This is a genomic window from Pseudomonas savastanoi (assembly GCF_020917325.1).
In the GTDB taxonomy this organism is placed as follows: Bacteria; Pseudomonadota; Gammaproteobacteria; order Pseudomonadales; family Pseudomonadaceae; genus Aquipseudomonas; species Aquipseudomonas amygdali.
Genome location: NZ_CP076652.1, coordinates 2,671,983 through 2,684,523, shown reverse-complemented (window position 1 = coordinate 2,684,523; position 12,541 = coordinate 2,671,983). Strand labels below are relative to the sequence as shown.

General features: G+C 51.5%; 12 protein-coding genes and 2 tRNA genes. 10 read left to right on the top strand and 4 right to left on the bottom strand.

Annotated elements, in window-relative coordinates; genetic code table 11:
* The first annotated feature begins 231 nt into the window (after positions 1-231).
* The 8 genes from KP808_RS11695 (at position 232) to KP808_RS11660 (ending at position 8,406) form a co-directional block, all read left to right on the top strand.
* Positions 232-1,308 carry an NAD(P)-dependent alcohol dehydrogenase gene (locus tag KP808_RS11695; protein WP_230018526.1) on the top strand — a complete coding sequence of 359 codons (1,077 nt, stop codon included), beginning with the start codon at positions 232-234 and terminating at the stop codon, positions 1,306-1,308.
* Positions 1,309-1,616: 308 nt separating this feature from the next.
* On the top strand, positions 1,617-1,979 hold the full coding sequence (locus KP808_RS11690; protein WP_005743561.1) for an NUDIX hydrolase: 363 nt from the start codon (positions 1,617-1,619) through the stop codon (positions 1,977-1,979).
* Positions 1,980-2,097: 118 nt separating this feature from the next.
* Positions 2,098-3,159 carry an SDR family oxidoreductase gene (locus tag KP808_RS11685; protein ID WP_058401452.1) on the top strand — a complete coding sequence of 354 codons (1,062 nt, stop codon included), beginning with the start codon at positions 2,098-2,100 and terminating at the stop codon, positions 3,157-3,159.
* A gap of 257 nt (positions 3,160-3,416) precedes the next feature.
* Positions 3,417-4,373: a tyrosine-type recombinase/integrase gene (locus tag KP808_RS11680; protein WP_230018524.1), complete on the top strand. Its 957-nt coding sequence runs from the start codon at positions 3,417-3,419 to the stop codon at positions 4,371-4,373.
* Between the two features lie 628 nt (positions 4,374-5,001).
* Positions 5,002-5,271 (top strand): hypothetical protein, encoded by a 270-nt coding sequence (locus KP808_RS11675; RefSeq protein ID WP_230018522.1) that lies wholly within the window; start codon positions 5,002-5,004, stop codon positions 5,269-5,271.
* A gap of 21 nt (positions 5,272-5,292) precedes the next feature.
* Entirely contained in the window at positions 5,293-5,721 is a 429-nt protein-coding gene (locus KP808_RS11670; RefSeq protein ID WP_230018520.1) for a hypothetical protein, read from the top strand.
* A complete protein-coding gene (locus KP808_RS11665; RefSeq protein ID WP_010214709.1) occupies positions 5,718-5,987 on the top strand; it encodes a hypothetical protein in 270 nt (89 codons plus the stop codon). The genes KP808_RS11670 and KP808_RS11665 overlap by 4 nt, the downstream gene beginning before the upstream one ends.
* A 2,068-nt stretch (positions 5,988-8,055) precedes the next feature.
* A complete protein-coding gene (locus KP808_RS11660; protein WP_044322666.1) occupies positions 8,056-8,406 on the top strand; it encodes a hypothetical protein in 351 nt (116 codons plus the stop codon).
* Between the two features lie 313 nt (positions 8,407-8,719).
* Here KP808_RS11660 and KP808_RS11655 read toward each other — a convergent pair whose 3' ends face one another.
* The 3 genes from KP808_RS11655 to KP808_RS11645 all read right to left on the bottom strand — a co-directional run bounded on the left by KP808_RS11655 (position 8,720) and on the right by KP808_RS11645 (position 9,907).
* Complete coding sequence (locus KP808_RS11655; protein ID WP_230018517.1) at positions 8,720-9,052, bottom strand: hypothetical protein; 333 nt, start codon at positions 9,050-9,052, stop codon at positions 8,720-8,722.
* Between the two features lie 534 nt (positions 9,053-9,586).
* Positions 9,587-9,663, bottom strand: a tRNA-Val gene (locus KP808_RS11650).
* A 167-nt stretch (positions 9,664-9,830) separates the two neighbouring features.
* Positions 9,831-9,907 (bottom strand) — tRNA-Val (locus tag KP808_RS11645).
* A gap of 181 nt (positions 9,908-10,088) precedes the next feature.
* Between KP808_RS11645 and KP808_RS11640 the strand changes: the two genes are divergently transcribed.
* Positions 10,089-11,372, top strand: coding sequence for an NAD(P)/FAD-dependent oxidoreductase (locus KP808_RS11640; protein ID WP_122281350.1), 1,284 nt, complete (start codon positions 10,089-10,091; stop codon positions 11,370-11,372).
* 59 nt (positions 11,373-11,431) lie between these two features.
* On the opposite strand, the gene KP808_RS11635 is transcribed toward KP808_RS11640, so the two are convergent.
* A complete protein-coding gene (locus KP808_RS11635) occupies positions 11,432-12,127 on the bottom strand; it encodes a peptidase C39 family protein (RefSeq protein ID WP_058401566.1) in 696 nt (231 codons plus the stop codon).
* Between the two features lie 219 nt (positions 12,128-12,346).
* Here KP808_RS11635 and KP808_RS11630 point away from each other — a divergent pair, with 219 nt between their 5' ends.
* On the top strand, positions 12,347-12,529 hold the full coding sequence (locus KP808_RS11630) for a hypothetical protein (protein ID WP_058401450.1): 183 nt from the start codon (positions 12,347-12,349) through the stop codon (positions 12,527-12,529).
* Positions 12,530-12,541 lie beyond the last annotated feature (12 nt).

The window sequence follows — 12,541 nt, the reverse complement described above, 5'->3', positions numbered from 1 at the left end:
CATCCTTAAAAACCATGACCAAAGGTAACAAGTGTGCTGCCGCATTGTTGCAAAGTTCATACCTTTTTGGCAGACCCTTTGCCTGTCAGATGACATCCATGTGACGTAGGGCACTACCCGGCTGCCATACGGGTCAGATTCAGGTGTTTCGCGACCGGCAAGGCAAATGAGCAGAGCTCGGCTATGCTTGCTCGCGGCGTTACACATCCCCCCACTGAACAGGTGACAGTCATGGTCAAGACTTACAGTTACGCAGCGCAGTCTGCTCAGGAAGTGCTCAAACCGTATCAGTTCGAACGCCGCTCACCCGGTGCAGATGATGTTCAGATCGACATTCTCTACTGCGGCGTTTGCCACTCGGACCTGCATACCGCACGCAACGAGTGGCATAACACTCTCTACCCGTCGGTTCCGGGTCACGAAATCGTTGGTCGGGTAACGGCAGTCGGTGCAGACGTCAAACATTTCAAGGTCGGCGACCTCGCGGGCGTCGGCTGCATGGTCGACAGCTGCCAGCAATGTACACCCTGCGCAGAGGGTGACGAGCAATATTGCGAGAGCGGCTTCACCGGCACCTACAACGGTCCGGTGTTTGGCGGCGAAAACACCTTCGGCGGCTACTCCGACAAGATCGTGGTCAAGGAGAAGTTCGTCCTGCGCATCTCTCACGGCACCAATCTGGCCGCTGTTGCGCCGCTGTTGTGCGCAGGTATCACCACGTACTCGCCATTGCGCCACTGGAAAGTCGGCCCCGGCAAAAAAGTGGGCATTGTCGGGCTCGGAGGGCTCGGCCACATGGGCGTCAAGATCGCCCACGCCATGGGCGCTCATGTGGTGCTGTTCACCACATCGCCCGACAAGCGTGAAGATGGCTTGCGGCTGGGTGCCGACGAGGTTGTTGTATCCAAAGATGCGGCACAGATGGCAGCCCAGACCAATAGCCTGGACTTCATCCTCAATACAGTCGCAGCACCGCATGATCTGGATGCATTTCTGTCCCTTCTCAAGCGTGACGGCACCATGACGCTGGTCGGCGCACCGGCAGAACCGCACCCGTCACCGGCAGTCTTCAATTTGATCTTCAAACGCCGCAGTCTGGCAGGCTCGTTGATCGGCGGCATTCAGGAGACCCAGGAAATGCTGGATTTCTGTGCTGAACACGGCATCGTTTCAGACATTGAAATGATCGCCATGCAGGACATCAACGAGGCTTACGAGCGGATGCTCAAAGGCGACGTGAAATATCGTTTTGTCATCGACATGGCCAGCCTCAAGCAGGAAATTCCTGCTGACTCAAACGCCGCATGATGCGGGTTGAATGCATCTGAAGATGCCTAGCGCTGCCAAGGACGGCTGCGCGCACAGACATGCCGTACGTCGCAAGGCATGAACTGACTACAGACAATAACCCACTGATACTCATACTCACTGTAAGTGTCGGCAGCGGCTTGAAGCCGTCACTTGCGCCTGGCTCACGCTGGCATGAACTTGTCCCGGCCAGAAAAATGAACTATTTATTACATTTTAGTGACTATTACTGACTGCCTTTGGGTCTCAAGTTCACGAAGTCCTTGCAGATACTCATGTCAACGGACGTTTTAACAGGTGAACGAATCATGAAACAACGAGCGACAGTCATCTGCAAACGCGACGGTCAGGTCCTCTACGTACGCAAACCAAAGTCGCGCTGGGCATTGCCTGGTGGCAAGATCGAGGCCGGTGAAACGCCTGCTCAGGCCGCCATGCGTGAATTGTGCGAGGAAACAGGCCTGAAAAATCTTGATCTGCTCTACCTCGAGGTCTATGAGAAAGATCAGGTTACTCACTACGTATTCACTACGCAGGTCCCGGCCTCAAGCGAGCCTTCGCCGCAGAATGAGATTGCCGCCTGCAAATGGCTGGCTCCGAAGAAACTCGCAGACTTGAAGGCCAGCAGTGCGACCAAGACCATCGTCAAGTCGTATGCCCAGCGGGCCTGAGAGCATCTGGCGCAACGCCAAAGGGTGATCAGCCAGATCGGGTTGAACGGTCAGGCCTGAAGCTGTTCTGAGAGAGCAGACGGTTCATTACCTTCATCCCCGTCTCAGGAGATCCCCTATGACTCAGACCGCCCTGGTTGTTGGCGCAAGTGGCATTGTCGGCAGTGCAATCACACAGTTGTTACTGGAAAACGATTGGCAAGTTGCCGCCCTCTCCCGTAGCCCTTCAGCGCGGCCCGGCGTAATTCCGGTGGCTGCAGACCTGCAGAACCCGGAGTCCGTCAGTGCGGCCCTGGCTGATTTGAAGCCCACCCACGTTTTCATCACCACATGGTCGCGTCAGGCCACTGAAGCAGAGAACATTCGCGTCAATGCTGCAATGGTGCGCAATGTGCTGGACGCTGTGCGCCCCGCTGGCAGCGTGAAACATGTCGCGCTGGTCACCGGGCTCAAACATTACCTTGGCCCGTTCGAAGCCTATGGCAAAGGTACGCTGCCACAGACTCCGTTCAGGGAAACGCAAGCGCGCCTGGATATCGAGAACTTCTATTACGCGCAAGAAGATGAAGTCTTCGCTGCCGCCGAGAAAGACGGTTTTACCTGGAGCGTCCATCGCCCGCACACCGTGACAGGTGTCGCCGTCGGCAACGCGATGAACATGGCGACCACCCTCGCCGTCTATGCCTCGATCTGCAAGGCAACCGGCCGACCTTTCGTGTTCCCGGGCTCACGTGTGCAGTGGGACAGCCTGACCGACATGACCGATGCACGTCAGTTGGCCCATCAGCAATTGTGGGCCGCCACGACGCCTGCTGCGGCCAATCAGGCGTTCAATATCACCAATGGCGACGTATTCCGCTGGAGCTGGATGTGGGGGCAGATCGCCGAGTACTTCGGCCTGCAGCCCGCCGATTTTCCGAGCGAGCCAGCCCCGCTGGAAACGCAGATGGCCGATGATCAGGCTGCCTGGACCGATATTGTCCGCGAGCATCAACTCAAGGAAGGTGATATCAGCCGCCTGATTTCGCCGTGGCACACCGACGCCGACCTGGGTCGCCCGATCGAAGTGGTTACGGATATGTCGAAAAGTCGCAAACTGGGCTTCACGGCTTTTCAGGCGAGTGACGACGCGTTTTTCGAAGTATTTGAAAAGCTGCGCCGTGACCGACTGATTCCCTGAAGCTGCTTGTGCTCTTGTGTCAACGCTTTGCGTTGGCACAAGAGCGGGCACTTGCTTAGGGTGAGACAGACGCAACAAAAAAGGGTCAACCTCTCGGTTAACCCTTTTTTTACCGCCCAGCAGAGCGGATTTTATCTGGTAGGCGCGATTGGACTCGAACCAACGACCCCCACCATGTCAAGGAGAGGAGCAATACACCCTAGCCCATACAGGCTATGGCCTTGAGAGAACGCCCATTCACATCATGAGGCGTCAACATGGCTAACATCCGCTCCCTACCGTCAGGCAACTGGAACGCTCAGGTCAGATTGAAAGGGAAACCCCCTCAGTCGAAGACATTTTCTACACAGGCTGAAGCTCAGGCATGGGCTGACAAGCTTGAAGCTGTCATCAAAGACCACAAGCATCACACCATATTCACATTGGGCATGACCTACTGTGACTCCCATCTCAAGGGCAAGGGTTCCTACACCCATGCTGTCCAGATCGTTGAGCAACTAGCTCACGCCTTCCCTCAGTCCATTCATGACATAACCCCTAAGCTCGTAAACGATTTCAAACTGATGCGCTTACAGACCGTCAAGGCAGCCACATGCAGACATCAACTAGCGTTCCTCTCTCGGTTCTTCAAGTACGCTAAACGTGGCTTGCTGATAGACATACCTAACCCCGTCTGTGACATCACACTGCCTAAGCCTGACAAGTCCAGTGACAAGGTTGTGACTGCTGGTGAGCTACGTCTAATCCTCAATGAGCTATCACCCACAATGGCCCTGATAGCAGAGCTTGCATATGAAACGGCTATGCGTCGTTCTGAGATACTGAAGCTGACAGTTAACTGCCTGCATCTGGAACAGAGGATTGTGGACGTAGTAGATGGCAAGAATGGTACACGCTCAGTGCCCCTCACCTTACGTGCAATAGAGCTTCTGCAAGAGGCTCAGAGACTCGCTATAGCAGAACGCATACCAAGAGGAAGACTATTCTCTGTAGTGCCTCATAGCGTCTCACAGGCCATCAGGAGAGCCCGAACAGCAGCTAACCTTGATAGTAATGTCAGACTCCACCAGCTTAGGCATACAAGAATAACCAATGTAGCTAAGAGAGGATTTAACAACGCTCAGATAATGATTGTCTCGGGACATAGGGACACTAGGTCTGTCGCCAGATACTCTCACCTGAATGCTAAGGATGTCTTACACCTGATTGACTGAGGCCCTACAAGCTCGCTGGTGAGGCGTTAAAGCATAACCCTCATCAGCTGCAAGCTTCATTAATAAAGCCACTCAGAAAGGCTCACAGAGGCTTAAGAGCACCTTCAGATGTACAGCCTCCTGATATTTTAAGTATCTATTTTCGATGATTGAAAAATAATTTGTAGGGAAAAGTCAAAATTCTGAGTATAGATATGCAGGGGACAAAAGTATTTTAACCTTGAGTTGTCCCCTTTTTCCTAAAAAACGACTCTAGTATACTATGGGACATAAATACTCTTAAGGTTAAGCCCTTCCCTCCCACCAGATAACGGGCCTGCGAACAGGGAGCGTTGATGGTACAGGATAAAATATTTTCACCTTGAATTGTCCTCTTTTTCCTAAAATTGAGGTATAGGTATATGTGGATTACGAAAAATACCTCACGCAGTTTGCACGGAAAAGTCTAAAAAACGACTCTAGTATACATACACCCCGCTTTTTCCTAGCCACACCCCTCTAGCATCACCCCTCCTTACTCGCCATTACGCGATGTAGGGACACAAGACTTCCTCCTAGAAAATATTACGCCCGATCTTATGGGGGATATAGGGGGCTGCCTTTAACTATCAACTTATAGGTAAGACTAATGTCTATTACTTTGGAACAAATTGTTGCTCTGCAACACAACCAGCTTAACACACTGCCAAGGAAGATAATTTGGCTGATGATTCGTAATCAGGCAGATGTCTTTGGCTGGTCTACTATCTCAAGCGCTGACTTCTGTATTGCTACAGGACTCCCCAGACGCTCTGTAGAAGGCGTTCTCAAACATCTGGTAGCTACAGCAATGGTTGAGCGTAGAAAGACTGACAAGGCCCACTCAGCCCGTTATCAATATCGTATCATCACCCTCTAACTCCCAATAAGGAACACACACATGCGTACATACAAACATGAAGACCTTGTAGCTTTGGCACAAGAAACAGGACGCTCCCTTGAGGATGTGAAACAGGTTGCTCATAACTCAGGCTGGGTACTAGAACAGGAGGCACGTCCTCTCCGAGCCCTTGATAGCTCCAAGGATGCAGTAGCAGCGATGAAGCAAGTCAAGCAAGCTACTCTTGAGCGTCTCTATAAGACTGATCCGCTGATTCGAGAGAGTCTGGATATGCAGGTGGCAGTGCAGCAAGCACGCCTTGATCGAACCACCTATAAGCCTAGTAATAACCAGTATGATAGCGAAGGGAACTTCACTGGCGTAACGAGAAGCATCATTAGCGGACCAGCAGCTACTGGCAAGAACCAAACTGATGCTATGAAAGCAATTAAGGCAAGTGTTTATAAGCGACTAGGGGTCCAAGAATGAACTACTATCTATCAGAGGGTGAGCGTCAGTATCAGGAACATCGTAAGGCCCAGCTCAAGGCCATGATTGAACAGGCAGAGGTAAGTAATAATAGCCTTGTAGGTGAAGTGAAGACTTACAAGGGCGTAAGCTATCAGATGCATCAGCGTGGAAGCTATGTCTGTGTAGGCCTTCCTAAGAATTCACCATTGGAAGGTACATTCACATCAGCCTTTGCTTTGCATAAGATCATTGATGACATGGAAGCACGCAAGTCAAGCAAATGAAGACAATCATTAGCTGGTTGGTTACAGCTTTCATCGTGTATGCCATCTGCCTAACTCTCCTTACTATTGCCAGACTAGCGCTAGCCGTTATGGCATGTACAGTATGAAACACATATATGAACTCAGATGACGACTATATCAACATCCCTGACTTAGAGTATCGAACAAAACGACTCATCCCCATAACTATCAAGCGAGGACTAGCAAAGCAACTGATAGCGGCTAAGGGTAATACCAAAGCCATCTACGCTCTCTCTTTACAGTATAGACTCTCGTCACAAGCAGCAGGCTACATCTCTAATCTACAGCTAAAAGACATTGAGCAATATAGAAAACGACGGTAACTGCTCATCACTAGCGGCAAGCCTACCAAGGTTATTGTGTACCTTCCAGAGCTAATCCGTAACAGCAAGATCGTTTATGCAATTTTACCAATGCGTTGATTAGCGATCTTGCGCTACCGATCAGGACTCGGACTGGCTTCGCTTCTGTAGTCATTCCCTCAGACACTGTAAACCATGTGATAGCACACGCCGAGAAGGCCCTAACAGCTCGCTGGCAGCTCCTCAAGGGCATAGCCTTAAACCTTACGCCTCCTACAAGCGCTCTCAGGAGCTTACAGACAACAAGAAGAATACTCTTTATGCCAAGCCACCAAACCAGCGACATTAGAGACGTTGTTACTCAACTACAGAGAACCATTCGTGTAGGCAATTATGTCTTAGACAAACTCAGCGGTGAAGTCTTAGGAGAGTACACCACTCATCCCATACCCGAGGTTCCTTATGATTATCCAACTGCTCGAAACTGCAACCTTCCATCTAAGCCTGCTATCTGTCTCCTTACCCCTTGTGAGCAATCTCCTTATAAGCAGACTATAGGGACAACAGAAATCAAAGTTAAGAGAGGCCCTAAGCCTAAGACAATGTTCAACCCATATGCTAAGCACTTCAAGGTGGCAAACAGTGAGCACAATACTTGGCTTGATGATTACGTCTACGGCTCCTGTATGACAGCAGGAGGAGTTAGCAATGGCACAATGAATACTAGCCCTTCTCATGTTCTGAAAGCTTGTATGTTAGACATCGTCAGCACTGAAATAGTCATAGCCACTATCCACCTAGAAGGGCTTACACCCATGAGTCCCCAGCAAGCACGTAGAGTATGTCAATGCGCTAGGCATGCAATCAGCGGCATGAGCTTTTTCCTTGAGCGTAACCCTAGCATCAAAGGACTACTAGAGTTTGAAGTTAGCTTTGCTGAATCGTACCCCTCCCTACCTAGATTATAATACGCTCGGATATATGGGGAACACCATATTTAGCTACAGCTGAGTCCAATCCTATCAGTCGTCAACAGAACTATTAATACGCTCGGATAGTAGAGGAGCTACCGCCTCTATGACTCACTACTAACGTACTAAGAGGTAACCACCTTCGTATTAATTACGGTCGGATAGTAGAGAGGAACTTTCCATCCCCTCCTCACGAAAGACCTACCAGTCTTTGAACGTATCATCCAGAGACAAGGGGAGCTACCACCCCTCCCTAGCATTTCTAAATACGCTCGGATATAGAGAGACATCGCTATACTTGTCCCGCAGGGACGCTTAGTGGTTACTCGTTGAAGATCAACCAAGGTATGGTCTAGGAATTAATACGCTCGGATATATAAGGAACTTATAGATGCCGCTTGAATTGATCAACGTCAGAATTACTTTTTCCCAAAAACTCTTAAAGACCCCTTAAGAGAAATTGGCAAATTTCTAAGAACACCTTAACGTCAGCAAGCTGACAGGTGCTACTCCCTTCTCAGGACATTAAGTTAGATACCATCCTTAGACTACCATCTATCGATGGATCTTTCTTAAAAGCAAAAGCAACGTCAGCATAGCTGACAAGAGCACGCATAAAAGAGAGAATCAAAAGCGGACTACTTACCAGTATGTATCGCTCTTGATCTTTCTTTATTGCGTATGCCACTACGTGGCGTGCTCTTGCTTCTGCTGTCACGCAGTGACTCCTGCTGAAAGCCCACCACCATACTTACTTAAACCAAAGAGAACAATATGAATATTCAAGACGAACACAAACAACAATACGTAGAAGCCTACTCACACATTGAGCTAGCCAAGACTCTTGGAGTTAGTCTAGCCCTGCTAGATAGCCATGCAGAAAACCAAGGATGGAAAGAGGAGCACCGACTTTACTGGTTCGACAAGTCACTTGAGTCATTGAAGTATGCGCTTAACGAAGGAAGCATACCTGCTGTCAAGGAACTACTTAAGATTGCTGGCGTAACCAGACCAGTAGGTCGTCCAAAGAAACAAGACATTGAAGGACATCTAGCCAAGGAAGCCAAAGTGACTGAAGAATGGGAAGCAGACTTCCGAAGACTGAGCTTAGCGTCAAGAAACTGAGAGAATTATTTATTAAAAGAGGTGAGGTGCATTGCCGCTACACCTCTAGAACCAAATTCATTTCACCTGAGTAGCACACACCCCTGGACTACTTACATCATTGGCAACACTATGCATCCGTGAGTTCATTGAGTCCAGATAGGCAATGCAAGCGTAAAACTTTCGATTATATACTCTGTCTGCACAATACATTGCAACAAGCAACAGCAGCAATATTGACAGATATCTAACCAAAGGTAGTGCTAAGACTTTATTCATCCACCCCCCTAGATAACTCACCAAATGCGATGTACTGAGCAGTGACTCTTGGCCTTCACAAAAAGCAAGACCCAGCGCCACTGTAATTTTTGATGTCGCATTGCACCACTTTGAATTTAGCACTTTCAATAAGCGCCTGAGGGCCGAATGCCTGCTCTAAGCACACCAGCCCTGCGAACAAAAACTTGCATGAATCATGTGCAATCAGCTCTAAAGGAACGCCCATTTTATTAAAGTGATAAAGCTTCATCAGATGCAACTGACATCCCCCTTCTTCCATAGCGCTATGGTACAAGCTCGGGCGAATCCCCATGAGCCTCGCCACCTTGTTCCCCACTCTCCTTCCCTGCCACGTCCAGTACATAACTGTTACGACATTTCTGATCATGTGCACGCTCTAGTCAGCGATTGAATACTGCCAGATGACTTTAGCTATGACGCTAGCCAAACGCCAGCATTTCTACCAGAAATTCCTGACCAGTAATGCATAAGAAGGGACAACCCCTAACCCCCCTGCCCACCCCTCGCCTTGATGACCCCACGCACACAGAAATAGCCCTGCCCCTTGAGCGTTAAGAAAACTCTACAGAGGGGTTGGATAGCGTCCAGCCCACAGCAGGCACGTAGCTCAGTTGGTTAGAGCCTGCCATTGTGAGGCCACGAACAATGAGCACCACCTAGACAAGAAGGTGATCAGGCCATACAGATCAGTAGGTTAGGTATGGTCGTTCACATTTACTCGTGTGAATGCCACTGTGAATGAGGTGTGAACGTTCGTGTGAACGACGATTTGAACGAGAACGGACGTTCCCATTGCAGTGTGTGAACGATGCCTATAGATTGTGAACGTTTTCTCAAGGAACAAAAAAGGGGAACCCTTTCGGATTCCCCCTCTCGACCGCCCAGCAGAGCGGATTTTATCTGGTAGGCGCGATTGGACTCGAACCAACGACCCCCACCATGTCAAGGTGGTGCTCTAACCAACTGAGCTACGTGCCTGCTGTGGGTCGGCATTCTACGGATATTCGAATGCCTGTCAAATTCTTTTTTGCAGTAACTCTCTGAATACGCGAAATTTTTTACCCTGAAGTTCTGCACCCGGAAGCAAAAAAGGGCCAGCCTTTCGGCTGACCCTTTTCTTACCGCCCAGCAGAGCGGATTTTATCTGGTAGGCGCGATTGGACTCGAACCAACGACCCCCACCATGTCAAGGTGGTGCTCTAACCAACTGAGCTACGTGCCTGCTGTGGGTCGGCATTCTACGGATATTCAGATACCTGTCAATCTGTTTTTTCTCTAAGCCTATGAATTACAGCGTTTTTTGCCCGTTGACAGGGAATGGTCCTTTTCGCCTGTTGCTGGCAGAGCTTCTGGTTCTCGGGTACGATCGCCACATCGTCAAGAATATTAAACGGAGTCTCAGGATGGCAAATACGCCCTATCCGCAGTCCTACTACGCCGCTTCAGCCAATGCCGCTCCGGAACGTCCAGCGTTGCAGGGTGAAGTCGAAACCGACGTATGCGTCATCGGCGCTGGCTACACAGGCCTGTCGAGTGCGCTGTTCCTGCTGGAGAATGGATTCCGGGTCACGGTGCTGGAAGCGGCAAAGGTCGGCTTTGGCGCGTCGGGGCGTAATGGTGGGCAGATCGTCAATAGCTACAGCCGTGACATTGATGTGATCGAGCGAACCGTCGGGCCAAACCAGGCGCAGTTGCTGGGGCAGATGGCCTTTGAGGGCGCATCCATCATTCGCGACCGGGTTTCGCGTTACGGTATTCAGTGCGACCTGAAGGATGGCGGTGTATTTGCAGCGCTGACCGGCAAGCAACTGGCGCATCTGGAAGCCCAGCAGCGGCTGTGGGAACGTTATGGCCACACTGGCCTTGAGCTGATGGACAAGCGCCGGATCAACGAAGTCGTTGCCTGTGATCAATACATCGGCGGGTTGCTGGACATGACTGGCGGCCATATTCACCCGCTCAATCTGGCGCTGGGTGAAGCGGCCGCAGTCGAAACCCTGGGCGGCACGATTTACGAGCAGTCGGCGGCCATTCGCATCGAGCGCGGTGCCAACCCTGTGGTCCATACCGCGCAAGGCAAGGTCCGCGCGAAATTCATCATCGTGGCTGGCAACGCCTATCTGGGCAACCTGGTTCCGGAACTGGCTGCCAAGTCGATGCCTTGTGGCACTCAGGTGATCACCACAGAGCCGCTGAGTGATGAACTGGCTAAAACACTTCTGCCGCAGGATTACTGCGTCGAGGATTGCAATTACCTGCTGGATTACTACCGCCTCAGCGCCGACAAACGCCTGATCTTCGGCGGCGGCGTGGTCTACGGTGCCAGAGATCCGGCCAACATCGAAGCCATCATCCGGCCGAAGATGCTCAAGGCATTTCCACAACTCAAGGATGTGAAGATCGACTACGCATGGACCGGCAACTTCCTGCTGACCCTGTCTCGCCTGCCCCAGGTTGGCAGACTTGGCGACAACATCTATTACTCGCAGGGCTGCAGTGGACATGGCGTGACTTATACGCATCTGGCGGGCAAGGTTCTGGCCGAGGCGTTGCGCGGTCAGGCAGAGCGCTTTGATGCGTTCGCCGACCTGCCCCACTATCCTTTCCCCGGCGGACAGATGCTGCGCACCCCGCTTACCGCGTTGGGCGCCTGGTATTACAGCCTGCGTGACCGGCTGGGTTTTTAACTTCGCTGACAGTAAAACGGCACCTTATCGGTGCCGTTTTTGTTTGTGCCGCGTTTATTTCATTTAACGCCGCGTGCCAGCGTTCGTTTCGCCTCGCCCGCCGCCTGCTCCTGTCCGGACTTCGATAAAGCTTCAGCAGCCTGCAACCAGCGCTGCTGATCGACATTGGCGGGCAGCTGCCGGGGCGACTGAACCAGCACCGCCCAACTGCCGGCCTCTTTCCACGCCGATGTGAAGCTGCTGAAACTCATTGAATAGCGACGATCCATGCCCGCATTCAACAACACGGTCTCCTTTACCCGGTTGTAACCGATCAACACGGCATAACGCGGGCCTTTCCACAGTGCAGAACCCTGGGCAAAGCGCAGCATGACCGGATAGCCCGCCGACACCTGAGTCAGCAGGTCCTGTAATTGGCCATCAAGCGGATAGACCATGAAGCCGTATTCCCGCGCAACCTTCTGAATATTCTGTTCGAGGCGGTCTTCGGCACCTGGCAGTTGCAGCGGCTTGTCGAGCAAGCCGGGCGTGGTCTGTACCTGTTGGTTGGCCAGCATGCTTGCCAGCACCATTGGCCCGCTCTGGTAGGCGTTACCCCGGAAGAACGGCACCGACGTCAGTTCGACCCGGTCCGGAAGGCGTTTCATCTCGGGCGTGACCATTGAAGAACAGCCGACAAGACCCATGAGCAAGGCTAAAACCAGCCATGAACGTAATGCACCGGCAGTACCGGAATAGAAAGAGACCGACAAGATGTTCACTCGCTTCAACTGACGCCGGGCAACCCACGACCCGGCCTGGACACCGATCATAGAGCTCTGGGAGTTCAGGGTATAGTCAGGCACTGCGGCTCATCGGGCCGAATGGAGAAAATAGTTCATAGCCCTGCGCCACTGGTCAATTAACCGAAACATGCCTCGTACTAGACTGTCAGTTATCAAGACCGCAACAAAAGCAGGAATGTGGAGGCACTTATGAGCCTGGAACTGACAATCGTGATGCTGCTCGCTTCGTGGCTTGCCGTAGCCAGCGCCATGCTGTGGGGCGTGATGCGCATATCCCGTCGCCATCACCAGCCGCGCAGTGCAGCGCCACCTGCGGCAAAACGGCCGAGCCTGGTAAAGGCTGTCAAAGTACCCGCTGCTGTGGCCAGCTGATAGTTCGTTGTG